General features: G+C 56.0%; 27 protein-coding genes. 2 read left to right on the forward strand and 25 right to left on the reverse strand.

Features of this window, described 5'->3' with window-relative positions; all coding sequences use genetic code 11:
- Positions 1–7: 7 nt before the first annotated feature.
- From ribH to pyrR, 20 genes are all read right to left on the reverse strand, one after another.
- The gene (gene ribH / locus ACXIUA_RS07535; RefSeq protein WP_071572598.1) at positions 8–496 is read right to left on the reverse strand and encodes a 6,7-dimethyl-8-ribityllumazine synthase; all 489 of its coding nucleotides are present in this window, start codon (positions 494–496) and stop codon (positions 8–10) included.
- The gene (locus ACXIUA_RS07540; protein WP_457976496.1) at positions 497–1765 is read right to left on the reverse strand and encodes a bifunctional 3,4-dihydroxy-2-butanone-4-phosphate synthase/GTP cyclohydrolase II; all 1269 of its coding nucleotides are present in this window, start codon (positions 1763–1765) and stop codon (positions 497–499) included.
- 11 nt (positions 1766–1776) lie between these two features.
- A complete protein-coding gene (locus ACXIUA_RS07545; RefSeq protein WP_070362415.1) occupies positions 1777–2364 on the reverse strand; it encodes a riboflavin synthase in 588 nt (195 codons plus the stop codon).
- A complete protein-coding gene (gene ribD / locus ACXIUA_RS07550; RefSeq protein WP_143000882.1) occupies positions 2364–3326 on the reverse strand; it encodes a bifunctional diaminohydroxyphosphoribosylaminopyrimidine deaminase/5-amino-6-(5-phosphoribosylamino)uracil reductase RibD in 963 nt (320 codons plus the stop codon). Before ribD ends, ACXIUA_RS07545 begins: the two co-directional genes overlap by 1 nt.
- Positions 3326–3991: a ribulose-phosphate 3-epimerase gene (gene rpe, locus ACXIUA_RS07555; RefSeq protein ID WP_070362413.1), complete on the reverse strand. Its 666-nt coding sequence runs from the start codon at positions 3989–3991 to the stop codon at positions 3326–3328. The genes ribD and rpe overlap by 1 nt, the downstream gene beginning before the upstream one ends.
- A 4-nt stretch (positions 3992–3995) precedes the next feature.
- Positions 3996–5450, reverse strand: a complete 1455-nt coding sequence (locus tag ACXIUA_RS07560) for an RsmB/NOP family class I SAM-dependent RNA methyltransferase (RefSeq protein ID WP_070362412.1) — start codon at positions 5448–5450, stop codon at positions 3996–3998.
- Entirely contained in the window at positions 5447–6379 is a 933-nt protein-coding gene (fmt, locus tag ACXIUA_RS07565) for a methionyl-tRNA formyltransferase (protein ID WP_070362411.1), read from the reverse strand. The genes ACXIUA_RS07560 and fmt overlap by 4 nt, the downstream gene beginning before the upstream one ends.
- The gene (gene def / locus ACXIUA_RS07570) at positions 6379–6879 is read right to left on the reverse strand and encodes a peptide deformylase (protein ID WP_256000212.1); all 501 of its coding nucleotides are present in this window, start codon (positions 6877–6879) and stop codon (positions 6379–6381) included. The genes fmt and def overlap by 1 nt, the downstream gene beginning before the upstream one ends.
- Positions 6880–6921: 42 nt before the next feature.
- On the reverse strand, positions 6922–8931 hold the full coding sequence (locus tag ACXIUA_RS07575) for a primosomal protein N' (protein ID WP_457976497.1): 2010 nt from the start codon (positions 8929–8931) through the stop codon (positions 6922–6924).
- A gap of 11 nt (positions 8932–8942) precedes the next feature.
- On the reverse strand, positions 8943–10169 hold the full coding sequence (metK, locus tag ACXIUA_RS07580) for a methionine adenosyltransferase (RefSeq protein WP_070477058.1): 1227 nt from the start codon (positions 10167–10169) through the stop codon (positions 8943–8945).
- Positions 10170–10291: 122 nt separating this feature from the next.
- Entirely contained in the window at positions 10292–11509 is a 1218-nt protein-coding gene (coaBC, locus tag ACXIUA_RS07585; RefSeq protein WP_256005035.1) for a bifunctional phosphopantothenoylcysteine decarboxylase/phosphopantothenate--cysteine ligase CoaBC, read from the reverse strand.
- An 85-nt stretch (positions 11510–11594) separates the two neighbouring features.
- Positions 11595–11897, reverse strand: coding sequence for a DNA-directed RNA polymerase subunit omega (rpoZ, locus tag ACXIUA_RS07590; protein WP_240492815.1), 303 nt, complete (start codon positions 11895–11897; stop codon positions 11595–11597).
- A 36-nt stretch (positions 11898–11933) separates the two neighbouring features.
- A complete protein-coding gene (gmk, locus tag ACXIUA_RS07595) occupies positions 11934–12527 on the reverse strand; it encodes a guanylate kinase (protein WP_457976498.1) in 594 nt (197 codons plus the stop codon).
- A gap of 4 nt (positions 12528–12531) precedes the next feature.
- Positions 12532–12855, reverse strand: a complete 324-nt coding sequence (gene mihF, locus ACXIUA_RS07600; protein ID WP_070363511.1) for an integration host factor, actinobacterial type — start codon at positions 12853–12855, stop codon at positions 12532–12534.
- Between the two features lie 217 nt (positions 12856–13072).
- Positions 13073–13873 carry an orotidine-5'-phosphate decarboxylase gene (gene pyrF, locus ACXIUA_RS07605; protein WP_256005037.1) on the reverse strand — a complete coding sequence of 267 codons (801 nt, stop codon included), beginning with the start codon at positions 13871–13873 and terminating at the stop codon, positions 13073–13075.
- Positions 13874–13875: 2 nt separating this feature from the next.
- The gene (gene carB, locus ACXIUA_RS07610; protein ID WP_457976499.1) at positions 13876–17226 is read right to left on the reverse strand and encodes a carbamoyl-phosphate synthase large subunit; all 3351 of its coding nucleotides are present in this window, start codon (positions 17224–17226) and stop codon (positions 13876–13878) included.
- A gap of 24 nt (positions 17227–17250) precedes the next feature.
- Positions 17251–18396, reverse strand: coding sequence for a glutamine-hydrolyzing carbamoyl-phosphate synthase small subunit (carA, locus tag ACXIUA_RS07615; protein WP_421629238.1), 1146 nt, complete (start codon positions 18394–18396; stop codon positions 17251–17253).
- Positions 18397–18410: 14 nt separating this feature from the next.
- Entirely contained in the window at positions 18411–19691 is a 1281-nt protein-coding gene (locus ACXIUA_RS07620; protein ID WP_070362401.1) for a dihydroorotase, read from the reverse strand.
- Positions 19692–19693: 2 nt separating this feature from the next.
- Entirely contained in the window at positions 19694–20614 is a 921-nt protein-coding gene (locus ACXIUA_RS07625) for an aspartate carbamoyltransferase catalytic subunit (RefSeq protein WP_070362400.1), read from the reverse strand.
- Entirely contained in the window at positions 20611–21180 is a 570-nt protein-coding gene (gene pyrR / locus ACXIUA_RS07630) for a bifunctional pyr operon transcriptional regulator/uracil phosphoribosyltransferase PyrR (protein WP_070362399.1), read from the reverse strand. The genes ACXIUA_RS07625 and pyrR overlap by 4 nt, the downstream gene beginning before the upstream one ends.
- Before the next feature lie 229 nt (positions 21181–21409).
- On the opposite strand from pyrR, the gene ACXIUA_RS07635 reads away from it, so the two are divergent.
- Together ACXIUA_RS07635 and ACXIUA_RS07640 are read left to right on the forward strand one after the other, a co-directional pair.
- Complete coding sequence (locus tag ACXIUA_RS07635; protein WP_457976500.1) at positions 21410–21880, forward strand: YbjN domain-containing protein; 471 nt, start codon at positions 21410–21412, stop codon at positions 21878–21880.
- Positions 21870–22319 (forward strand): YbjN domain-containing protein, encoded by a 450-nt coding sequence (locus ACXIUA_RS07640; RefSeq protein WP_070362397.1) that lies wholly within the window; start codon positions 21870–21872, stop codon positions 22317–22319. The genes ACXIUA_RS07635 and ACXIUA_RS07640 overlap by 11 nt, the downstream gene beginning before the upstream one ends.
- Before the next feature lie 58 nt (positions 22320–22377).
- On the opposite strand, the gene nusB is transcribed toward ACXIUA_RS07640, so the two are convergent.
- The 5 genes from nusB to aroB are packed head-to-tail and all read right to left on the reverse strand — an operon-like array spanning position 22378 to position 26092.
- Positions 22378–22881: a transcription antitermination factor NusB gene (gene nusB, locus ACXIUA_RS07645; RefSeq protein WP_070362396.1), complete on the reverse strand. Its 504-nt coding sequence runs from the start codon at positions 22879–22881 to the stop codon at positions 22378–22380.
- Positions 22881–23444: an elongation factor P gene (gene efp, locus ACXIUA_RS07650; RefSeq protein WP_070362395.1), complete on the reverse strand. Its 564-nt coding sequence runs from the start codon at positions 23442–23444 to the stop codon at positions 22881–22883. The genes nusB and efp overlap by 1 nt, the downstream gene beginning before the upstream one ends.
- A 53-nt stretch (positions 23445–23497) precedes the next feature.
- The gene (locus ACXIUA_RS07655) at positions 23498–24589 is read right to left on the reverse strand and encodes an aminopeptidase P family protein (protein ID WP_070477047.1); all 1092 of its coding nucleotides are present in this window, start codon (positions 24587–24589) and stop codon (positions 23498–23500) included.
- A complete protein-coding gene (aroQ, locus tag ACXIUA_RS07660) occupies positions 24580–25032 on the reverse strand; it encodes a type II 3-dehydroquinate dehydratase (RefSeq protein ID WP_457976501.1) in 453 nt (150 codons plus the stop codon). Before aroQ ends, ACXIUA_RS07655 begins: the two co-directional genes overlap by 10 nt.
- A gap of 4 nt (positions 25033–25036) precedes the next feature.
- A complete protein-coding gene (aroB, locus tag ACXIUA_RS07665) occupies positions 25037–26092 on the reverse strand; it encodes a 3-dehydroquinate synthase (protein ID WP_457976502.1) in 1056 nt (351 codons plus the stop codon).
- Between the last annotated feature and the right edge of the window lie 28 nt (positions 26093–26120).

Here is a 26120-nt window from a genome sequence, read left to right on the forward strand (position 1 = left end):
CTTTCAGTTATGAATCTTTCTTCGGGGTCGCTCGGACTTTTTCAAGCTCGATGAGGGCACCGATTGCTGCCTGCACGGCTTCCGCGCCCTTGTCTTCCTTCGCGTCCTCTCCACCAGCACGCTCGTAGGCCTGGTCTTCTTCTTCGACGGTGAGTACTCCGTTTCCGACCGGCGTTGATTCGTCGAGTGCGATGCGGGTCAACCCTGCGGTCACCGAGTCACAAACATACTCAAAGTGCGCCGTCTCACCTCGAATTACGCACCCTAGCGCTACGACAGCGTCGTAACGCTGAGCACAGGCCTGCACCACAACCGGCAATTCTAACGCGCCAGCGACGGTAAATTCCGCATACTTAGCACCCATTTCTCGGGCAGTCGAGATCGCCCGGTCCCGGAGACGCTCCACGATTTTCTGGTTCCACAGTGTCGAAACAATGGCGACTGTATAGCCCTCGCCACTTATCGTCTGCGCATCAGGTGCACCGACACTTGCCATCTAATCGTCCTCCTGCTCAGTCCACGAAGCAGCCAACGGGAGATCATGCCCCATGCGCAACTGCTTGGTTCGTAAATACCGGATGTTCTCGTGAGTAGGCACAATTTCGATTCGAGCCCGCTCTTTCACGATCGGACCGAAGCCGCTGAGCGCTTCCACCTTTTCCGGATTATTGGATAACAGTGTAAGCGAAATGATACCAAGGTCTTTCAAAATCTGTCCGGCAACCGAATACTCGCGGGCATCGACGGGCAGCCCCTGCTCAAGGTTGGCATCAACGGTGTCAAGGCCCTGGTCTTGCAGGCGATAGGCCTCGAGCTTGGCGAGGAGACCGATACCGCGACCTTCGTGCCCGCGAACATACACGAGCACACCACAACCCTTTTCTTGAATCCGACGCATCGACTCGTGGAGCTGCGGACCACAGTCGCACCGCTTCGACGCAAAGGCATCCCCCGTCAAGCACTCGGAGTGAACCCGCACAAGTACATCGTCACAGTTCGCGACGTCCCCGACTACCAATGCGATGTGCTCGGAACCATCGATGCGATTGCGATAACCGTACGCGGCAAACGTACCGAACTCGGTCGGCAACTTGGTTTCGACAGTGCGCTCGACTGTCATCTCATGGCGGCGTCGATAAGCAATAAGCTGCTCGATGGAGATCATCTTGAGACCGTGCCGGTCGCTGAACTTGCGCAGTTCATCAAACCGCGCCATATCCGTCGGATCCTCCTCGGACACAATTTCGCAGAGCACACCGCACGGAGTAAGTCCTGCCAAGCGCGCGAGATCGATTGAGGCCTCGGTATGTCCATCCCGCGTGAGCACCCCTCCCTTGCGTGCGCGCAGAGGCACGATATGGCCCGGACGAGTGAAGTCGTGCGGCCCGTACTTCGTATCGACGAGGCGTCGAATAGTCTCAGCTCTCGATGCTGCGGAAATACCTGTCGATCCTGTCGCTGCATCGACAGTGACCGTATAGGCGGTACCTCGTGCATCTTCGTTGTGCGCCACCATCGGTGGCAACTGCAGTTCATCTGCGCGCTCGTCCTCGAGCGGGACGCAAATGTATCCGGAGGTGTATCGCACCATAAACGCTACGAGCTCTGGGGTTGCGAACTCGGCGGCGAAGATGAGGTCCCCCTCGTTCTCCCTATCCTCGTTGTCAACAACAACGACTGCTTCACCGCGAGCAATAGCTGCTACTGCATCTTCGACGGTGTCTAGCTGCGAATTACGTCCAACGGAGTCCTGAGGAGCATTCATGGAACCCAATGTTAGTGCCTCACCATGTTCTCAACGTATTTGGCAATGATATCGACTTCGATGTTGACCGAATCACCTGATTTCCATGAGCCTGCGGTTGTCGCCTGTAGGGTCGCAGGGATGAGCGAAACTTCAAACCAACCATCTCCTACTGCAGAGACGGTCAACGAGATCCCGCTGATCGTGATAGAGCCCTTTTCCACCACGTACTTTCGTACTTTTTCAGGGAGCGAAAACCGCAGTACGTCCCAGTGCTCACCAGGCGAGCGATGTTGAAGTGTCGCCACTGCATCGACGTGCCCCTGCACAATGTGACCACCAAGTCGGTCTCCCACTGCTAGTGCGCGCTCAAGATTGACCAGGGTTGCTTCCTTGTATTCACCGATACGGGAACGACGCAAAGTTTCAAGCATGACGTCTGCAGTAAAAGAATTTTCTGTGGCCTCAACTACTGTGAGACACACCCCGTCGACAGCAATCGAGTCTCCAAGTTCCACTCCTGCAAGTACGGTCTCTGCGCCGATACGGATCCGAACTGCGTCGTCGAGTGGCTCGATTGACGCCACCGAACCAACTTCCTCAACCAGTCCTGTAAACACTATGCAGTCTCCATTTCTATCAATACGTCCTCGCCAAGTTGGTGCACGTCGCAGATCTTAAATTCGAATGCGTCGCCTATCGTACGCGCCAGTGCAGCGTCCAGCACCGAGCGACCTTGGCCTAGCAGTTTTGGCGCAATATATGCTTGCACCCGGTCGACAACACCGCGGGTAAAGAAGCTGCTGAGGAGATTCGCTCCACCCTCAACAAGTACGTCACGGCAGCCAAGTTCCCAAAGTTCTGCGCATGCTGCCTCAGGGGTCGGATACTGCAAAAAGCCTAGCTCGCGTAAGTTTCCTTCGGGCACTTCTCTCGTGCCGATTACAACGCGGCGAGGCTGGTGCGGATACAGGCTTCCATCCGGTCTACGCGCGGTGAGCGAAGGATTGTCAGTGATCGCGGTTCCGGTCCCAACGATGATGGCGTCGCGTTGAGCGCGGTCACGGTGCACGAACTGGCGCGCCTCAGGTCCGGTAATCCACTTGCTGGAGCCGTCAATCGCTGCGGTGAACCCATCCAACGTCATCGCAAACTTCGCGGTCACGCTGACCCGATTGTGGCGTATGGAGGAAATCCAAGGCTGAAGGGCTTCAACGCGGTAAGGCTCGAAGCGGACGTCGATACCCGCGGCTTCAAGCCGCTGAGCACCGCCTGTAGCGAGAGGATTCGGGTCAGCCGTGAGATACACAACCTTGGCAACACCCGCAGAAATCAGTGCCTCTGTGCACGGGCCAGTTCGTCCAGTGTGGTTACACGGCTCCAACGTGACAACGGCTGTAGCGCCTTCTGCACGAGCTCCTGCCTTACGAAGTGCTTGAACCTCCGCATGTGGCCCGCCGACGGGGGCCGTCGCACCGGTAGCGACTAGAACTCCGTCTGGGCTATACAACGCACATCCAACTGGTGGATTGGGACTCGTAGTCCCGCGGACTGCATCCCCTGCTGCGATAGCTGCTTCGATCACGCGACGCCAGCCGCTTCCTTTGCCATCCGACGCAGCGTATCTACTGCTTCAGCGGGATTATCTGCGCCGAATACTGCGGATCCAGCCACGAAGGCGTCCACACCGGCCTCGGCCGCCTGAGCAATTGTGGAGTTGGCGATGCCACCATCGATCCCAATTACCGTGGACAAGCCAGCAGCGCGAATGTGGTCACGCAGGGTAAACACCTTCGAGAGCACTTCCGGCATGAACTTCTGTCCGCCAAAACCGGGCTCCACACTCATCACGAGCACTTCCTCGAAATGCTCAAGATCGTCGAGGTATGGCTCGATTGGTGTGCCCGGTTTAATAGCAAATCCCGCCTGCACGCCTAATTCACGGCACTGCTTCGCAGCAGCGACGTGGTCATTCGTTGCCTCGACGTGGAAAATCATTCGATCACCACCAGCGTTGGCATAGGTCTCGAACCACTGCTCAGGTTCCTCGATCATGAGGTGCATGTCGAGAAACTGGTCGGTCACCCCGTTGACTGCTTTGGTCACATCCGGACCAAAAGAAAGGTTCGGCACAAAATGACCGTCCATGATGTCTACGTGGAGCATGTCGGCGTTCGGAACTTTCTCAACATCTTCGCCGAGAGCTGCATAGTTCGCGGCGAGGATGGACGGCGCAATATAAATCATGCCTCTACCCTAGTGTTTTCTTGCGAAGAACTGCGAAGAACATTGCGTCAGTTCCGTGGCGGTGTGGCCACATCTGCACACTACGATGTGGACCGACGTTTTCCATTGGCGCAACAAGTTGCTGTGCGTCGCACTCCTCGACTTCGCCTGTGGCCAGCACAGCGTCAACGATGCCTCTGGTCTCCCGAATATCTGGCGAACATGTCGAGTACACGATTACGCCACCAGGTTTTGTCGCAGTAATGGCTGTGTTGAGCAGCTTGAGCTGTAGCTGGGTGAGCGAAGCGATATCTGACTCGTGCTTCGTCCAGCGTGCTTCAGGCCGACGCCTCAACGATCCGAGGCCGGAACAGGGGGCGTCGACAAGCACTCGGTCGTATCCAGACTCGAGCTCAATGGTTGTCGCGTCCCCTGTGCGAACACTGACCGGCAAACCTTTCGTCGCCTTCTGCACAAGCTCCGCACGGTGAGGCGCAACCTCGACTGCATCAACGCGTGCACCATCAATTGCCGCCAAGGAACCGATGAATGCAGCCTTGCCACCCGGGCCTGCGCAGAGGTCCAACCAGCGTCCCTGGTCGTCAGCGACGGTCGCTTGGACAAGTGCCCGTGCTATCAACTGAGAGCCTTCGTCTTGTACCGCTGCGAAACCATCACGTACCGGCTGCAGCTCACCTGGGTTCCCCTCAGGCAAATACACGGCATACGGGGAGTACTTGCCAATGTCGCCACCAGTGATGAGTGCCAACTCCTCCGCGGAGATCTCGCCGGGCCGTGCGACAAGATGCACGATGGGACGCTCCGAGTCAGCTTCGAGGGCCTCGGCCAGCTCCGGATCATCTGCTTCAACCCCTAACGCCGTTGCAAAAGAACGAGCAATCCAAACAGGATGCGCGTGCTCGAACGCGATGCGCTCCAGTGGCTCATTGGGCTTGCAGGTGTCTATCCAGTGCTTCGAGGGTTGCCGACTCATCGTTCGCAGCACCGCATTAACAAAACCTTTCGCGCCCTGTTTCCCAGCGCCGATAACCAAGCGCACAGAAGTATCAACCGCGGCATGCTGCCCGACTCTGGTGTATAGCAACTGGTAAGCGCCTAATCGCAGAGCTGCGCGTACCTCAGCATCGAGATCAGCAATAGCGCGGCTCGAGCACTCCTGAAGAACTGCATCAATCACTCCGAGCGATCGCAGTGCTCCATACGTCAGCTCCGTGGCAAATGCAGCATCCTTGCCGCGCACCTTGTGTTCACGGAGTATTCCTGGCAAGACCAAGTTCGCGAACGCCCCGTCTATGTCGACGCGCATCAGCGTCGACCACGCTGCCTCACGAGCAGGGTCACCAATATCAACCTTTGGCGCTTGCTGGTTGGTTCGCTTTTGCGCAACCTTCGCCGTCTTCTTGCTTACCGCGGCAGGCTTACGACGCCCCGCAGACCGGGATCGGAACCCTCCGCTCATACAAACTTCACCCCTGCCTCAATAGTCTCGGTTGCGAGCCCGCGCCCCCACGCATCTGCAGCCATACGCTTCTTCCCAGGCGGTTGTATCTCTTGCAAGATCACATCGACTGTCCCAGTCCCAACTCGCACCCGATTCTTTTCGACGGCCACTTCGCCCGCGCCAAGCGTATCCGAGTCACCAATCGACACCGGCCCGATTTTGACACGCTGCTCACCGAGCATTGTCCACGCACCAGGTCCTGGCGTGTATGCGCGGATCGTACGATCAACTACTTCGGCGTCACAATCCCACTGAATCCGAGCATCCTTGCTCTGAATTTTCGGGGCATATGTGCCATCCACGGGCTGGGGTTCCGGTACTATGCTGCCACTGGCGAGACCATCCATCGTGGCAACAAGCAAGTCAGCACCCTTGTACGCAAGCCTGGTCAAGAGATCGTCCGCGGTATCGGTAGGCAAAATCGCTTCCTCAAACGTAGCCAGAACTGGACCTGTATCGAGTCCCTCATCGATGCGGAATGTCGTGGCACCGGTCGTCGTCAATCCCGACAAGATTGCAGCCTGGACTGGAGCTGCTCCCCGGAGCTCAGGCAGAAGCGAGAAGTGGAGGTTCACCCACCCGTGCTGAGGCAAGTCGAGCAGCTCAGGTGGAACAAGGTTGCCGTACGCTACTACGGGAATCGCATCTGGAGCAATCGCACGTAGACGTTCGACGATTTCTGCATTACCACGCAATGTCTTCGGCTCAAGTACTTCAATGCCATGCTCAAGCGCAACTTTCTTAACCGGCGACGGGTGAAGCGTCCGCCCTCTCCCCTTCGGCGCGTCAGGGCGCGTGAGCACCGCAACTACTTCATGCTCTGAATGAAGCAACGCCTCCAGCGCCACGACTGCAGGTTCTGGCGTCCCAGCAAACACAATACGCATTACCGTTCCTTCCACCACGTTGATGTTCGAACTTGTGACATAGCTTGTTTCTTTTCTTCCGCAGACAGACGCTCCAAGAACACAACGCCGTCAAGGTGGTCAGTCTCGTGCTGAATGCACCGCGCGAGGAGTCCTGTTCCCAGGATCGACAACGGATGTCCCTCTGCGTCGACACCGTTGCAGACTACGGAGCGATATCGCTCCACATCGGCCCTAACACCGGGAATGGACAGACACCCTTCAGTACCCAGCTGACTATCCCCAGAAAGCGGCGACCACGACGGGTTCACAATGTGTCCCCGAAGCCCCTGGCAATCGAAGACGAACACCCTGAGACTGTGGCCAATCTGATTTGCAGCCAAGCCAACACCACCTGCGTCATCCATCGTGTCGAACATGTCATTGACCAGCGTGCGAATCCCAGTGCCAAACTCAGTAACCTCTTGAGCTACTTCATTGAGCACAGGATCCCCGAGCAATCGAAGCCTGCGAACTGTCATGGACCGATAGTCTACCCATCTCTCGGCTCCACGGGCGCAACACTATCCAATATGCAGAGGGTCAACCTGCACCCGCAGCGGTAAATCCTGCTTGCGCGTCGCTCTACTGATCACTCCAGCCCGTAAAGCACGACCTAGCTCATTCCGTTCTTGCACTGCGCACCTCACCAGCATGCGCTGCGCAGGGCCGAACTGCTGCTCGTCCCAAGTGCCAGGTAATGAGACCCCGCTCGGTAAGTCGACAGGCCCCAATAACTCAGCAGCTAAAGGAAGCGTCGTATGTGCGAAAAAATCTTCCAAAGCGACACGTGGTGCGTCCACCACTGCTACGTGAGCAGCTGGCGGAAACGAAACCTCTCTTCGATGTCCAAGCTCAAGCGCCGCATAGCCGGACGGATCCCAGCGCAGGAAGAACTGCACAACCGCAATTCCCGGATCAGCGGTCACGACGACCTCCCCGCCGCGTTCATGGGGCTCAACCAGCGCTGCAGCCGCTATCCATCTCGAATATGTCTCTTCAGCCGCTCGCAAGTCTGGACGTTGCAGCAGCGCCCACGCATCCATCAGCACCGCTGCTCCGTACCCGCCTTCCACTACGGGTTCCGCGCCGGGCGTGGCTACAACAAGCTGTGCCTGAGGCTCAACCTCAGCGAGTACCTTCTCGCCCGAGGAGTTCCGCACACGAACATGAGGAAATGCTCGGCCAAGCTCCTCTGCTGTCCGGTCTGTGCCCAATACCACTGCGCGCAGCTTTCGCGAACCACATGCAACACAACGATAAGACGGATCTATGCGGCCACACCACCGGCAGGTTGGTGCGGATGCATCCCCACTTTGTGGCAACTCGAGCGGTCCATTGCACGCACGACACCGCGATGGGGTGCGGCAATCACCGCAAGCCAGCGCACGAATGTATCCAGCACGAGGCACCTGAAACAGCACCGGGCGATTGCGCTCAAGCGCCCGCTTCGCTGCTTGGAACGCCGCAGAAGGAAGCCTTGCTTGCCTTGCACGCGGGTCACGTTCTAGTGCGATGTCAGAATCCCCCGCTGCATAGATCCGCGGCATCCGCTCTCGAATCGTACCTTTCGACGCCTCCAACCCATGCATCCAACCCGATTCGACCAGCATTTGGGTTTCTGCAGTTCTTGCGACACCACCGATGATTAAAGGGACGTGCTCAAGCGCGGAGCGCGTCGTCAAGACCTCGCGAGCATGCACATACGGCTCACGCGGATCAACAAGATTGTCGTTGCCGTCATCCATGAGCACAAGCAGTCGAAGATCCTGTACCGGCGCAAACGCGGCTGAGCGAGTCCCCACCACGATTCGGGCCTGCCCATGCAATGCCGAAAGATATCGTGAATACCTCGCCTGCGGACCCTGTGCAGAAGTGAGCGTGCTTATCTGCCGAGGCCCGACCACCTTCTTCAACTGTGCTTCGAGGCTATCTACATCTCGCTGGTCTGGTACGACGATGAGTGCTCCGCCACCGTCAAGCGCGACTTTTGCAGCCAAAGCAGCAACAGGACCTGCCCACGGAGCACCTGGTGCAACCTGCCACGCTGCTCGCACTAGCTTTCTGGCAAGCACAGCATCGACGAATGATTCACCGTATTGATATGTACTCCATCCCGAAAGATCTGGCTCGGTGGCCTCACCAAGCTCCGCCCAAGGTGTAGAAGTGTCTGTCTCTTCAGCTTTCTTATGCCGAGGAGGGATCGCTGAGCGATAGATATCAGACCTGACGCCGGCATAGCGCTCAGCGAGTGCGTCGACAAGCTGGCGTAACTGGATTGGAGCGACGACCTCCGATGAAATCACGCGCTCGAGGAACCGCAAGTTACCTACATGCTCAGGGGCCTCCGTCCGGCCAAGAATCAACCCATCAACAAGTCGACCAGCGAACCGCACCCGCACCCGCGTTCCCGGCTGCGCATCTTCTGACTGCTCTTCAGCTACGTAGTAGTCAAAGGTGCGGTCTAGATGTGCCAACCCAAGCTGCGGTAGCACCTTAGCGACAGGAAGGAAGGTTGCGGACTGCTTCGACATTCAGTCGGGCCTTATACCCCTGCTGCAGCGCGCAGGTCATCTACCTTGTCCAAACGCTCCCACGGCAAGTCGACATCCGTGCGTCCAAAGTGACCGTACGCAGCCGTTTGGGCATAAATTGGGCGAAGCAAGTCAAGTTCTTTGATGATTGCGGCCGGACGAAGGTCAAAGACCTTCTCCACAGCCTGCTGAATTGACTCGTTCGTCTGTCCTTCAGCTGCGGTGCCAAACGTCTCAACGTAGAGGCCAACCGGGGTTGCTCGCCCAATCGCGTACGCTACCTGCACCTCGACGCGGTCTGCTAAACCAGCTGCACAAATATTCTTGGCAACCCAACGAGTTGCGTACGCAGCAGAGCGGTCAACCTTTGATGGATCCTTGCCGGAAAACGCACCACCGCCGTGCCGTGCCATGCCACCATATGTGTCTACGATGATCTTTCGCCCAGTCAACCCGGCGTCTCCCATCGGGCCCCCAAGCACAAACGAACCCGAAGGGTTAATCAGCAGCTTGGTGTCATCCGTGTAGAACTTCTCTAACCCAGCGTCAGCGATTACCCACTCGAGCACATGGGTACGGAGCGCGTTCTCGAGTTCCTCTCCGACGAAGTCCGGGTCGTGTTGCGTGGAAATAACCACGGTATCCAGTGCCACTGGGGTGTCGCCGTCGTAAGCGAACGTCACCTGAGTCTTACCGTCCGGGCGCAAGCCCACGACGGTGCCCATCTTTCTCACCTCGGTCAAGCGTCGCGCAAGTCGGTGCGCAAGCGCAATTGGTAGCGGCATGTACTCTTCGGTTTCATTCGTAGCGTAACCAAACATCAGCCCCTGATCACCAGCACCTGTCTGGTTGAGCGCTTCGATGGTGTCGTTCTCGCGCGACTCCTGAGAAAAACTAACGCCGTCCGAAATTTCAGCAGACTGATCGCCGATGGCGATGTTCACTCCACATGTACGGCCATCAAAGCCCACCTCCGACGAGGAAAACCCGATACCGACCAACTTGTCGCGGACAATCTTGGCGATGTTTGAGTAAGCCTCGGTTTGCACCTCACCCACCACGTGCACCTGACCGGTCGTCACTAAGGTTTCTACAGCGACACGCGAGGACGGATCCTGCTTGAGCATGTCGTCCAAAATCGCGTCCGAAATTGCGTCGCAGATTTTATCGGGGTGACCTTCAGTCACCGATTCACTGGTGAATAAACGGTAGTACGTACCAGTATCACGTGTAGACAAAGCGGTCTTCCTTTTGCTCTTTCGTTCCTACAGAGAATGGCCAGCGAAGACGTACCATCGCCAACCGTTGATGCAATGCACTTTAGAGTAGACCACTCGGTCTAATAACTCAAACGTCGTTTCTACATGTGGAGTGACTCAACCTTATCCAGCAGGTGCACTGCAACTTCCAGCTTTGTACCATGCGGAATCGCCTGTTCCCGACCCGAACTATCAAGGAACCACCCCTGATTGTGTGCCTGACCGAAGACAGCTCCCTGCGCCACCGAATTCACCATCAGACCGTCCACTCCCTTGCGCTGCAGCTTGCGCCGGGCGTTCTCAAGTTCGTTATCGGTCTCCGCAGCGAACCCAACAATCGTCGCAGAGGTAAGCCCCTCTTTCCTCATCTCACCAAGTCCCTGCAAAATATCGGGGTTTGCAACCAGGTCCACCTGAGAAAGCTCTTGACTGTTATCATCTTTCTTCAGTTTCTTCTGCGCCGCATGCCGTGGCCTCATATCAGCTACAGCAGCAGCCATAACGATGATGTCGGCTTGTGGAGCAAGGCTGCGCATCGCCTCATTCATCTGGAGAGCAGTAGTGACACGATGTATCTCGGCACCAGCGGGGATGCTCAAGTGGTCAATGGCACCCGCGACGATATCAACATGGGCACCTCTTTGTGCTGCAATCTCTGCCAGAGCAAAACCTTGCTTGCCGGAGGAATGATTCCCCAAGAATCGGACAGGATCAAGTGGCTCCCGAGTGCCTCCGGCACTGATCAACACTCTTTTGCCCTTGAGCGTTTGCTCAATTGGCCCGGTAGCAGCCACGGTCTCTGTCAGCTTGACAATCTGCGAGGGGTCGAGAAGCCGACCTGCCCCACTGTCCTTGCCCGTCAGCCGCCCATGCGCTGGCTCCAGTACGGTGTACCCCCGAGAGCGAAGGACCGACACGTTGTGTTGCGTAGCGCGATTGTCCCACATCTCAGTATGCATTGCCGGAGCGAGCACGACGGGGCACGTTGCCATGAGCAGTGTGGAAGTTAAGAGATCATCAGCGCGCCCACTAGCCACGCGCGCCAGAAAGTCTGCAGTAGCAGGAGCCACCACAATGACGTCCGCATCCTGCCCGATTCGTACGTGCTGCACCTCATCAACGCGCGAAAAAACATCAGTGTCTACCGGAGCGCCAGACAGCGCCTCAAAAGTGGCCGCACCTACAAACTTCAAGGCGTTTTCTGTCGGAATAACCCGTACTTCAACCCCTTGCTCGCGAAATCCGCGAACAATCTGACAGGCTTTGTACGCTGCGATACCGCCCGAAACGCCAACGACTACCTTGCTCACTTCGTTCATAGCAAAAGAGTGTACGCAAAACCCCGCAGCCGCTTCCATTAGGGAGCCGCTGCGGGGCAAGTGTGTGATATGAGGGTGCGGGGAGTTACATGCCCTCTTCGTGCTCGAGCAAACTCGAGTTGATCTCACGAAGCGCGATCGAAAGCGGCTTCTCACCCGGCTCCGGCGTCACCAATGGCCCGATGAACTCAAAAACGCCCTCGTCTGAGTTCTGGTAGTAGCTGTTGATTTGGCGGGCGCGCTTGGCCGCAAAGATTACCAAGGCGTACTTCGACGAAACCTTCGTCAGTAGCTCATCAATCGGGGGTGCGGTAATACCATCAGGGGTGTCGTATGCTTTTTCTTCCGCGTCGCCCGCAGAGCCATCTTGCAACAGATCGCTGTTGATCGTGCTCAATTCAACCTACTTCTCGTTGTACTTCAATTAATTGTCAGTGTCTCGGCCGTCAGACCCCACAAGAAGGTCCACTATAGCAGCGACAGCGTCATCGATGTTGTCATTGACCACGACGTTGTCGAATTCGTCCTGCGCCGCAATCTCGTTGCGGGCAGTTTCCAGACGACGCTCGATCACCTCTGGCGTCTCCGTGCCCCTGCCAGTGAGTCGCTCTACAAGAATTTCCCACGACGGCGGGGCCAAGAAAACGGTGGCCGCCTCTGGCATCAAGCCTTTGATGTTTCGAGCTCCAACCAAGTCGACTTCGACGAGGACTGGCCGACCAGCCTCCAACGCCTCGCGCACTGGAGAAGCTGGAGTACCGGAGCGCTGGAGCCCTCCATGGATATCTGCCCACTCAAGCATCTCGCCCGAATCAATCTTCTGTTGGAACTCATCAGGCGTAACAAAGAAGTAATCCTTGCCGTCCTGTTCGCCCGGCCGAGGTGCGCGCGTTGTCATTGAGACAGAGAAGTACAGTTCAGGAACTTCTGTGCGCAAGCGCTGCACAACGGTTGACTTCCCTACCGCTGACGGGCCGGCCAGAACTACGAGATTACCGCGTGAAGTGGGAGTCGACACTGGATTAGTCCTCGGAGAAACCAAAGCGCTCAAGCAGGGCACGGCGCTGACGGTCACCCAGACCGCGCAGACGACGCGTCTGTGCAATCTCAAGCTCTTCCATGATCTCGCGAGCCTTCACCTTGCCAACCTTTGGCAGAGCCTCCAGGAGCGCAGAGACCTTGGTCTTACCGATGATTTCATCGGTAGCTGCCTTCTCCAAAACCTCAGCGAGGTTCGTGTCGCCGCGCTTCAGCGAAGCCTTCAGCTCTGCACGCTGCTTACGCGCTTCTGCTGCCTTCTCAAGTGCTGCCTTGCGCTGCTCATCGGTCAACTGTGGAAGTGCCACGGTTTCCTCCATGTAGATAGTAGTTCTATTGCTCCAGTGCTTTGGCACCGGACCGCGATTTACCAGCCCCGATAGTACCGGACTAAGCAAGCGGCTCCGAGCCAGTGTAGCACTAGGAAGTTTTCTTCATGATGTATTGCATGGCGTTTAGCCACGTCAACGCATCGACGCAACTAAACTACCAGCAATTATGCAATCTGGTAAATACGAGCTATCTCTATTGCCAATTCGCCTGGTCAACGGCACGTTTTCGCAGTTCATCTGGGTCCGGACCAGCAGTAAGAATCCCACGTGACATATTGGGATAAAACTGCCCAATTCTCTTCCCCGCGATCTCACGAACGTCGTTAAAGCTAGCCCCTTGTGCGCCAACGCCTGGCATAAGGACTGGCCCAGTAAACCTCGAAAGATCAAGCGCGTATGAGAGCGTCGCCCCCACCACAATCCCCACATCTGAACGGTGCGTGCTATTCAGCGCCTCACAGGCATCAACCATCTGCTGCGCAATTGTTACACCGTCTATCTGTTGAGATTGGAACTCCAGCGCCTCCGGGTTCGAGTTAGCAGCCATAACAAATACTCCTTTCCCATACTCGAAAGCAGTGTTGATTGCAGGGGCAAGGGAACCAACGCCAAGAAACGGAGTCAGCGTGAGGGCATCCACTTCTAGGGGCGATCCCGGTCGAAGCCAAGCGTCGGCATACCCTTGCATTGTCGAACCGATATCCCCTCGCTTCGCATCTGCTATCACAAGCGTTCGTGACTCCCGGAAGCGTTGAATGAGTCGCTCTAGGACGCGGAAGCCTGCGGATCCAAATCGTTCATAGAACGCGACCTGTGGCTTGACCACAGCTGCATGGCCAGCAAACGCCTCAACACAGGCATCGGAAAACGCGGCAAGGCCATCTACGGTATCTGGGAGACCCCACTGTTCAAGGATCTGTGCATGCGGGTCGATGCCCACACACAGCTGCCCGTGTTCACGGGCAGCACTGTGCAAGTCGAGCGCAAAGGACACGGCTACTTATCTCCGTTCTCAGTCCGAGTTTCGGACTCAAGTTCCTGAAGGCTCATGACAGCGATTTCATTGTCACGAAGCGCTTCGATACCTTGGACCGCGGCGGTAACGCCCTGAACTGTCGTCATGAGTGGTACGCCGTGTGCAACGGCTGCGGCGCGGATATCGTATCCGTCGTGGCGTGCACCTGAAGATCCTGCGGGCGTGTTCAGAATCAGGTCAATCTCACCATCGTTAATGCAGTCGACGATCGATTTGCCTTCCGCCCCGTTTCGGACGTCTGAGGCCTTCAATACGATCTCGCAAGGGATCCCATTCCTTCGCAGCATTTGGGCTGTGCCGCCTGTAGCCAGAATCTTGAATCCCATTGTGGAAAGGCGCTGAATTGGGAAAATCAGGGTTCTCTTGTCACGGTTAGCGACAGAAACGAATACTGTGCCTTCCGTCGGAAGTGCGCCAAAGGCTGCTGCCTCAGCCTTCGCGTAGGCAACTCCGAACGACGGCGCTAAGCCCATCACTTCGCCAGTCGACTTCATCTCTGGACCAAGGATGGTGTCGAGCATCGCTCCGTCCGGCCGACGGAAGCGGTTGAACGGCAACACGGCCTCTTTCACTGCGATTGGGTGATCAAGTGGCAGCGAGCCACCGTCGTAGTCACTCGGGATCATCTCTTCGGCCTTCAGCTCTGCGATGGTCGCACCCATCATCACACGAGCAGCCGCCTTGGCTAGGTGTACGCCGGTCGCCTTCGACACGAAAGGAACGGTTCGCGACGCACGCGGGTTGGCTTCAATGACGTAGAGGATGTCGTCTTTCAACGCGAACTGTACGTTCATCAGACCAGTAACGCCGATACCGTGCGCCAACGCCTCTGCAGAACGACGCACCTTTTCAATGTCCTCTGGCCCAATGGTCATCGGAGGCAGTGCACAGGCCGAATCGCCGGAGTGGATACCGGCTTCCTCGATGTGTTCCATGACGCCACCGAGGTAGACGTCCTTACCATCCGAGAGCACGTCGACGTCGATCTCAATCGCGGAATCCAGGAAGCGGTCAACAAGCACAGGGTGATCCGGCGAGAGTTCGGTCGCGCGATTGATATAGTCTTCAAGGCTTTGCTCGTCGTAGACAATCTCCATGCCTCGACCGCCCAGCACGTAGGAAGGACGAACAAGGACGGGGTATCCAATCTCATTTGCTACTCGACGTGCCTCTTCGAAGGAAACGGCGGTACCGTACGCTGGCGCAGGCAGTTTGGCAGCGTCGAGCACCTTGCCAAACTCGCCCCGGTCTTCCGCGGAATCGATGGCTTCGGGGCTAGTTCCGACTACCGGCACCCCGGCGTCGGCGAGTCGCTGCGCGAGCCCGAGTGGCGTCTGACCACCCAACTGCACGATAACGCCTGCAACCGTGCCAGACAGAGACTCAGCGCGATAGATCTCCATGACATCTTCGAATGTCAGAGGCTCGAAGTAGAGCCTGTCAGCCGTGTCGTAGTCAGTGGAAACGGTCTCCGGGTTGCAGTTGATCATCACTGTCTCGTAGCCAACCCGCGAGAGCTCCAGCGCGGCGTGGACGCACGAGTAGTCAAACTCTATGCCTTGACCGATGCGGTTCGGGCCGGAGCCCAGGATCAGCACCTTCTCCTTATCGGAGGAGGCAACCTCAGACTCTGCCTCAGGATCCCATTCGTAAGCGGAGTAATGATACGGCGTCTGTGCTTCGAACTCACCCGCGCAAGTATCAACGGTCTTGTATACAGGGTGGACGCCAAGAGACCACCGGAGCGAACGTACGCCATCTTCACCGGCTAACTCAGGGCGAAGGTCAGCAATCTGTGCATCAGAGAGCCCGAAAACCTTCGCTTCACGGAGCAGCTCAGCGTCGAGAACGGGGGCGTCGATTAGCGCCTGGCGGAACTCAACGAGCGCTGCCAACTCAGCGAGGAACCACGGGTCAATCCCACTAGCTTCGTAGACCTGCTCGATGCTCGCGCCCAAGCGCAGCGCGAGTTCAACATCGTACATGCGCTTGTCGGTCGGGACGCGCAGATCCTGGAGGACAGCATCCACATCATTCTCACGACCCTCAGCAAAGTAGCTATCCGGCTTCGTCCAGAAACCGTTCGGCTTCTCTTCCATTGACCGCATGACCTTATTCAAGCCTTGGATGTAGTTGCGCCCAATGCCCATCGCTTCGCCAACAGCCTTCATCGAGGTGCCCAACGTCTCGTCTGATCCAGGGAACTTCTCGAACGTAAAGCGAGGCATCTTGACGATGACGTAGTCGAGCGTCGGCTCAAACGCGGCTGGGGTCACCCCGGTGATGTCGTTTTGAATCTCATCCAGCGTGTAGCCAATAGCCAGCTTGGAGGCGATCTTTGCAATCGGGAAGCCCGTCGCCTTCGACGCAAGAGCCGAAGAGCGAGAGACACGTGGGTTCATCTCAATTGTGATGATGCGCCCGTCAGTAGGGTTCACCGCGAACTGAATATTGCAGCCACCCGTATCGACGCCCACTTCGCGGATAATGGCGATACCCTGATCACGCATGGTCTGGAACTCCCGATCCGTCAGCGTCATAGCCGGCGCGACGGTGACAGAGTCACCTGTGTGGACACCAAGCGCATCAACGTTCTCGATTGAGGCGACCACTATGACGTTGTCATTGCGGTCGCGGACAAGCTCAAGCTCGAACTCTTTCCAGCCGAGAATAGACTCCTCGATCAGCACATTTGCCTCCGGGGAGGCGTCAAGTCCTCCACCTGCGATGCGGTCAAGGTCCTCCATAGTGAACGCAAGACCAGAGCCAAGACCGCCCATGGTGAAGGAAGGACGGACAACGACCGGAAGCCCAAGCTCCTGGACAGTCTCGTGGACTTCATCCATCGAGTAGCACACACGTGAGCGGGCAGATTCACCGCCGATCTTCTCGACGATGTCCTTGAACTTCTGCCGATCCTCACCGCGCTCAATTGCATCGATGTTTGCGCCAATAAGCTCCACGTTATGCTTTGCCAGGATACCCTGGCGCTCAAGTTGGATCGCTGCGTTCAAGGCAGTTTGACCGCCGAGCGTTGGCAGAATCGCATCGACTGGATGCCCCTGCTCTGCTTCACGGGCCAAGATCATGTCGATGTAGCTTGGGTCAATCGGCTCAACATAGGTGTGATCCGCAAACTCCGGGTCCGTCATGATCGTTGCCGGGTTCGAGTTAATGAGCGTGACTCGTAGCCCTTCTTCCTTCAGGACGCGACAAGCCTGCGTCCCCGAGTAGTCAAACTCGCACGCCTGGCCAATAACGATTGGCCCGGAGCCAATAACCATCACATGGTTGATATCTTCGCGCTTCATTGTGTGAATCTCCTCTAATGCTGGTTACTGGTTGTTCGGGCTTTTCGAGTCCATCAACGAGATGAACTGGTCAAACAGCGGGTTCGCATCGTGCGGTCCGGCGGCTGATTCGGGGTGATACTGCACGGAGTACGCCATGTTGTTGTCCAATGCCACGCCTTCGACGGTGCCGTCGTTGAGGCAGACATGTGTGATGGAAGCCGGGCCGAAATCTGTCTCGAATGTGTCGCCTTCCTTGCCGCGGAGGGCGAAACCGTGATTTTGGCTCGTGATATCAATCTTTCCCGTGCGCAGGTTCTTCACCGGAACGTTGACTCCCCGGTGGCCGTAGCGCAGCTTGTACGTCTCGAGGCCAAGCGCACGACCTAAGATTTGGTTACCGAAGCAGATCCCGAAGAACGGAATCTCAGCAGCGATAATATCGCGAACAATCGCCACCATTTCGTCTGCGGTGGATGGGTCTCCTGGACCGTTCGAGACGAACACACCATCCGGTCGGTACTGTTCAATATCCTTTAGCTGAGTATTTGCCGGCACCACGACGGTCTCAATGCCCCGTTGTGCAAACTGCATAGGCGTAGCAGTCTTAATACCCATGTCGTAGGCGACGACGGTGTAACGCTTCTCGCCTTCAGCGGGGATAGTGTACGGCTGCTTCGTCGAGACCTCTTCGCTGAGGTCTGCCCCAGCCATCGCAGGCTGCTCGTTCACCAGCTTCACTAGCTCATCGACTGGACGCTCGGTGTCTCCACCGACGAAAATTCCTGCCGCAATAGAGCCGTGATTGCGGAGATGACGCACCAGAGTACGAGTGTCCACCCCGTAGACGCCCGGGATACCTTCGTTTTCCATCTGTTCTGCAAGGCTGCGCTTTGCGCGCCAGCTCGAGTGCACGGTGGAAAGATCGCGGATCACAAGGCCAGCAGCCCAGATCTTGTTGTCGTGGGACTCATTGTCTTCGTCGTTCCAACCGGTGTTGCCGATCTGTGGGGCTGTAAGGGTCACGATCTGCTTGTGGTAGGACGGGTCAGTCATCGTTTCCTGGTACCCCGTCATCGCGGTGCTAAACACTGCCTCTCCGAAGACCTGCTTCTTCGCCCCAAATGAGAAGCCTCGAAAAACCTTTCCGTCGCCAAGCACGAGAAGCGCTGGGATACGTTCATTAACCATATTGTTTAGTTCCTTTACTCGTTATCAGCTTGGTACGTAATAGCTCCACGCAGCATCGTCATTTTGACCTGCGCATTGAACTGCATTCCCTCGTATGGTGTGTTCGAGGCTTTCGACGCCAACTCTTCCGGCTCTACCGTCCACGGCGAATTCGGGTCGACCAAGGTGAGGTTTGCTGGTTCGCCAGCAGTAATCGGTCTCCCCTGGTCCTCCAGCCTCAAAATCTCAGCTGGTCTCTCACTCATTACCTTTGCGACGAACCGCCAGTCCGCCAACCCCGCTTCAACGAAGACACGCGCAATGATTGCCAGCGATGTCTCGAGCCCCAGCATGCCTGGCTTCGCGTGTTCAAACTCCACACACTTTTCTTCCGAACCGTGCGGGGCATGGTCCGTCGCAACTACGTCAATAATCCCGTTCAGCAAAGCGTCACGAAGCGCAATTGTGTCTCTGTGCTCACGCAGCGGCGGGTTTACCCGGAAGTTTCCGTTAAACGTCTCCAGCTTCTCATCTGTCAACAGCAGATGGTGCGGTGTAACCTCCGCCGTAATCTTTGAGGAATGCTGCTTCGCCAGGCGCAAGAGCTGAACAGTTCCTTCCGTCGAAGCGTGGCAGACGTGGAGACGTCCGCCGTAATCGCGCGACATGATCATGTCCCTGGCGACAATCGATTCTTCAGCTACGCGCGGCCATCCACGAAGGCCCAGCTTCGCAGCCATTGGCCCTTCGTGAGCGCTGGCGTCTTCAGTCAGACGGTGATCCTCGGCGTGTTGTGCGAGCAGCACATCATATGCTTTCGCATATTCAATTGCGCGCCGCATGATTTGTGGATCGTTTACGCATTTTCCGTCGTCCGAGAACATACGAACATGGGACTTCGACATCAATCCCATCTCGGTGAGCTGCTTGCCCTCAAGCCCTTGCGTGATAGATCCAACCGGGTACACGTCGCACTTACCGTAGCTTTGCCCCTTGTTCCACACCGCTTCAGCAAGGAATGGCTGGTCAATCACCGGCCGCGTATTAGCCATCGTAAACACGGCTGTAAAACCGCCCTTCGCAGCTGCGTCGGAACCTGTGGCGATGGTTTCCGTATCTTCCCGGCCCGGCTCACGGAGGTGGACGTGCATGTCCACCAGGCCAGGCAGCAGCACCCAACCCTGACCATCTAGTACTTCGTCAGCCTTCGAGGTATCGACGTCTTCCCCTACCGAAGCAATCTGCCCATCTTTGATCAGGACGTTTACGGTGGATTCGCCGTATGGCCGAACGTTTGTCAATGCAATTACTGACATTTCTAGCTATCCTCTCCAGCCAACAAAGCGAACAGCACAGCCATTCGCGTATAAACACCATTTGAGACCTGCTGCAGTACAGCAGTATTTTCGCGGTCTGCAACATCAAAGTTGATTTCCATACCGCGCAGCATTGGGCCCGGGTGCATGATGATGGCGCCGGGTTTCATTTGCTGTGCTCGCTGTTTGCTGAGTCCGAACAGCGTGGCGTACTCGCGGTGCGATGGGAAAAACCCGCCATGCATACGCTCTGCCTGAACGCGCAGCATCATTACAACGTCCGCGTCTGGAATCTCGGCATCAAAGTCGTAACTGATACGGCATGGCCAGTACTCCGCCCCAACTGGCAACAGGGTTGGTGGTGCAACGAGTACGACATCCGCGCCAAGCTTCGACAGCAGTTGCACGTTGGAGCGTGCGACCCTTGAATGCAAAATATCGCCGACAATGATGATTTTCTTGCCGGCGATTTCACCAATCTTCTGACGCATTGTTACCGCATCAAGGAGCGCCTGCGTCGGGTGCTGGTTCTGGCCATCGCCCGCATTGACAACAGATACATTAGGAACCCAGTCAGCAATGAGTTTCGCTGCACCAGACGATGGGTGGCGAACGACAATGGCGTCAGCGCCGACTGCAGCGATCGTCGAGGCCGTATCCTTCAGCGACTCGCCCTTCTTCACGGAAGAAGAGGACGCAGAAATATTGATGACGTCAGCGCTCATCCACTTACCTGCAGTCTCGAATGAGGAGCGCGTGCGCGTTGAATTCTCGTAAAACAGCGTGAAGATCGTACGTCCACGCAGCGTTGGGAGCTTTTTAATCTCGCGACCCTCGAGGGTTTCTCGGAACCGATCTGCCTCATCCATGATGAGGTGAATGTCGTTAACGCTGAGATCGTCGATCGAAATCAGGTGCTTCATTCGGTGGTGACCTCCTTGGTCAGCGTCACCGCATCGATGTCATCAATTGGGGTCAGAGACACCGTGACATCTTCAGCAATGGCGGTTGGAATGTTCTTGCCAACGTAGTCGGCGCGAATTGGTAGTTGGCGGTGTCCACGATCAACTAGGACTGCAAGCTGAATAGTGCGTGGTCGACCAAGATCTCGCAACGAATCGAGTGCCGCGCGGATGGTCCGACCGGAAAACAAAACATCATCTACGAGGATTATGGTTGCGTTATTGATCTCAACCGGAATGTTCGTCGGCATTAGCGCCCTATGAGGCTTGTCTCGGAGATCGTCTCGGTACAGCGTAATATCCAGGCTGCCTACGGGGACGGTGATCCCGGTAAAAGACTGAATCGCATCCGCGATCCGCTCTGCTAGTGGCACTCCCCCCGAAGGAATACCCAATAGGACTGGAGTGTCTGAAGACTCCGAATCAAGCGCATTCTTTTCAATGATCTGGTGCGCGATGCGTGCAATTGTTCGCTCAACGTCACGCTCATTTAATAGCGCAGACGTCACGCGTTGCTTGTCACTCATCGAACCTCCTTCCCCGCCTCGCTGTGCGGAATTTAAAGGATGTCGAAATTGGTATTTGTCTATGCTGAGACTGGTCAGAATTTTAGCACCTTCACAAAGGCGTCTCGCTATATCAGTCAATAATTCTCTTTACTAGATTGCTCGCTTCCCCTATACAGGTGTACCCGCCAAGTTTTCTGAGGATTCCGCATAGGTAGTTGGCCGACGAATGATTGGTAGGGTTGGAACAATGACGACGCAACAAATCCCTGAACAGCCCAGTCCGGTTTCGCTTGCAGATGTTGCAGCCATTTTTGAAAATGAGGACCTTGAGTACCGCATTGAAGAAAATATTTTGCGAAGCGGATTCGTCAACTGCGCGACTGTGTGCGCTTTGGATGATAGTTATCTGATTTTCGAATCCATTTGGCGCGGTGCTGTGCCACAAGAAATGGCTTCACACTTGCTCTTGGCAATGAACGAACATAACCAAACCCACTTTGCGCCAACCTTGCGTTTCTTCGAAAACGAAACAGGAAGCGATGCACCATCACTGGCGGTGAGCGCAATCCGTACGACAGACGTCACAAACGGGTTAACACCAGATCAATTGGGCGCATTTATAGTCACATCGATCGAATCAACACTGCAGGCTTTTGATTTTCTGGAAACGTCATTTCCTACGTTAGTGAACTGGAAGGATCCCCACGTTGAGCACTAGTACTTCTACCCCCCAGGTAACGATCGAACGCATCATTGAACAAATGCGGGGTCACGGCATCGAACTGTCCGATGATCCGACAGGGCGCGTCGCGCATGCAAACCTGAATGATTTCCATGTCTTGTTTGTACTCCTGGACACCGTGTTGATCGTCCGCGCCGATGCCGAAACAGACGTTCCTTCCGACTCCACAGATCCCTCACTCTATCTCGCCGCGAACCAGACGAACTCTTCGCTGCTCGGTTGCCGCGCGGTTGTGGCAAACAGAGGGGAGACACTAGTTGTCCGTTCTGAAAGCGAGATACACGTTGCCGCGGGCATGACCGATGAACAACTTTCGAGTGCTCTCCGCCGTAGTGTCGACCAGGTGCTCTATGCACAAAATATGATGAAAGTGCTATCAGAAACGATCGCTGAAGCCGCCCAACGCGGAAACTAAAAAGTGGGAGGCAACGCGTTGATTCGTTGCCTCCCACTTTTTTACAGCGGAAAACTCGTTAAGCTTCCTCGCCCTCCTGACCGTCAGCAGGTTCTTCTGCGTGAGTCTGAGACATTGGAGCATTTTCAGATTGCGATTGAATTACTCCGTCGAGCACCGCGTGGATATACGGTGCCGCTTTCGCACCTGAGTATTGCGTAGCTAATTCAGCCGCATTCGAGATCGTGATTGGGGCATCAACCTCTGCGTTGAACAGGATCTCCCAGATACCTACGCGCAAGATCTGCCGATCCACTGCGGGGATTCGATCCAACTCCCAATCGCTGCTGAGAAACTTCTCGATTGCGTCGTCAATATCATCGAGCTGAAGGGCCACGCCCTCCACGATGGTCCGGGTATACGGAGCCACCGGGGCAATTTGATTCAGCGGGTTCTGAGACAGCGTCTCTCGGTCTTCGACAATAGCAACCGGGTCGATGTCTCTAGCTTCGGCTTCAAAGAGGATATCGACGGCTCTACGACGCGCACGGTATCGTGCGCCATGGCGTTTGAAATTCTCCATTAGTTGTTCACACGCGAAAGGTATTCACCAGTACGCGTATCAACCTTCACTACATTACCGGTCTCAAGAAACAGTGGGACCTGAATTTCGGCGCCGGTCTCCAGGGTTGCAGGCTTGGTGCCACCGGTGGAGCGATCGCCCTGCAGACCCGGCTCGGTGTGCTCGACCTTGAGATCGACCGAGATCGGTAGTTCTGCAAACAGTGCGTCGCCCTCGTAGAACGAGACCTGGACATGCATGTTTTCCAGCAGGAACTTTGCGGCATCACCGAACTTCTCTTCTGGAAGCTCGAACTGCTCAAAGGTCTTGTCGTCCATGACCACGTAGTTGGTTCCGTCGTTGTACAGGTAGGTCATGTCACGGCGGTCAACCGTTGCCGTGTCAACCTTAACGCCAGCGTTCCAGGTCTTGTCCACGGTTTTGCCGGAGACAACATCCTTCAACTTAGTACGAACGAAAGCTGGGCCTTTACCGGGCTTCACATGCTGGAACTCAACAATCTGCTGGAGTTTCCCATCTACCAACAGAACCAAACCGTTTTTAAAATCAGCAGTAGTTGCCACTTGAAGCCTTCCTTCTTTCTAACAATAGATGTGCTCTCGCAATCACAATTATGCTACAGCACGATGAGTTCCTTGGGGAACTGGGTGATAATACGTGGTGCACCGCTGGTGATAATCAGGGTGTCCTCAATTCGGACACCTCCCTTCCCAGGAACGTAAATACCCGGTTCGATGGTCAAGGTCATCGATGGTTCTAGCTCTCCAGTGCCAGTCAGCGCCGCGTATGGTCCCTCGTGCACATCCAACCCGATACCGTGACCCGTCGAGTGCACGAAGTATTCGCCGTAGCCCGCGTCTTCAATGATGCTTCTACATGCTTTGTCTACGTCGACTAACTTCGCACCTGCAACAGCCGCCTCGACACCTGCTTGCTGGGATTCACGAGTAACCTCGTAGATTTCGCGGAGAAACGCAGAAGGTTCCCCCACCGCAAATGTTCTTGTCATGTCGGAGTTGAATCCTGCACGGTACATTCCGAAATCAATCGTGACAAAGTCACCGTCTTCGATCACGCGGTCAGAGGCACCATGGTGTGGCTTAGCCGAATTCAAACCCGACGCGACAATCGTGTCAAAGCTCGGGCGATCAGCGCCAAGCAATCGCATCCGGTATTCCAAGTTGGCAGCGACTTGGCGCTCTGACTGTCCTGCTGCGAGCTCACCGGCGTCAACTAGTTCGCGAAGCGCTGTCGATGCCAGCTCCGCGGCCTCAGCCAAGCGTTGAAGCTCCAGTTCATCTTTCACTAACCGAATTCCCTCGATTTGTTGCGTGACAGGCACCAAGGTCACGCCTTCAGGACAAGCCTGCTTCAGAGCTTCAAGCTGCGATGCACTGACATAGTCTGCTTCGTACCCAACGCGGTGTCCCTCTACAACTGCGCTCAGCAGTTCGGTGGCGACTTTTCGAGTGATCGTCGCCTCGATATCAGGAACTTCTTCTGCGACCTGCGTCGCATATCGCCCGTCTGTTGTGATACGGGCTGAGCGGTCTTTGGAGATCAATAGCGCACCATTGGAACCAGAGAACCCAGACAAGTAACGGACATGCGTCAAATGGGTTACTAACATGTCGTCGATCCGGTGACCAGCTAAAAGAGACGCCAGCTTACGGCGCCGGTTTTCAAATCGAGTATCTGCTAAACCCATTGAGACTCCTTCAAGTCGTTGATAAATACTTGCATTGCAAGCTCGTAACCTTCCAGACCAAGACCGGCAATTACGCCACGCGCTACCGGCGACAAATACGAATGGTGTCGGAAGGCCTCACGCGCGTAAATATTCGAAATGTGCACTTCCACAAACCCCGGACCGTCTCCCAACTCAACGACAGCATCGCGCAGCGCCACTGATGTATGCGTAAAACCGCCCGGATTAATGATGACAGGCCATTTACTGTCAGCCGCCTCGTGCACCCAATCGATCAAGTCGCCCTCGTGGTTGGACTGACGAACCTCAACATCCACGCCTGCCGCTGTAGCCTTGCTCTGCAGCCGCTGTGTGAGTGTCTCCAAGGTTTCGGCGCCATAGATTTCGGGCTGCCGCTTGCCGAGTCTATCCAAGTTTGGTCCGTTGAGAACAAGGATCATCATCGCGCTAGTCCCCCATCATGGCTTCGTAAGCAGCACGCATCTCTTCTTTGGTGGCATCTTCGATTCGTGTACAAGAACCGATACCATCGAGTACCACGAACCGAATGTGCCCGTTCTTATTCTTCTTATCGCGGGTCATTCCCTCATAGAGCTCATCGAACACGCCATGCTCGTAGCGCGTTGGCAACCCAGCCGCTTCAAGGATCGTACGGTGTAGCGAAACAACCGATTCGTCGATAAGTCCCCGCTGCAGCGCAAGGTACGCAACGAACATCATTCCCACAGCAACAGCATTTCCGTGCCGCCAACGGTACTGCTCGCGTCGCTCGATTGCATGACCAAGCGTGTGCCCATAGTTCAAGATTTCACGGAGTCCCGACTCTTTGAGGTCCTCGGAGACGACGCCTGCTTTGACAGCGACAGAGCGCTCGATGAGCTCAGGCCAGTGACGAGAGGCACCCTCCTGAAATAGATCCAAAATCTTTGGGTCAGCGATAAAACCCGTCTTGATCAACTCCGCGGAGCCAGACACGATCTCTTCTTCTGGAAGGGTGTACACGCGTTCCAAGTCGATGAAGACGCCCTTCGGCTCATGAAATGCACCGACCAGGTTCTTACCTTCCGCTGTGTTCATCCCAGTCTTCCCGCCTACTGCGGCGTCCACCATTGCTAGCAATGTAGTTGGGACATGCACGACGTCAATGCCACGCATCCAAGTAGCAGCGATAAATCCACCCATATCAGTTGCTGCACCGCCGCCCACAGTGACCACGGCGTCCTGCCTCGAGAAACCGGCACGCCCAAGAACATCCCAAAGTTCACTTGCAACCGCAATGCTCTTGCCGTCCTCCGCATCAGGGACGGCCGCCAGGTGGGGGTCAATGTTATTGTTTTCTAAGTCTTGCGCGATACTTCGTGCAACGGCAGCTAGCGGAGGCTGATGCACGATCAGAGCCTTTCTCGCCCCGAGCGCCTGCACGTGATTACCGACCATCATAGTTGTGTCGTGGTCGATGAAGACCTGATACGGCTGGGGCCCACAAACATCCACTACTGCCATGACTTGCCTCTCTTGTCTCTAGGAATCG

This window comes from Corynebacterium sp. UMB8791 (assembly GCF_054166365.1).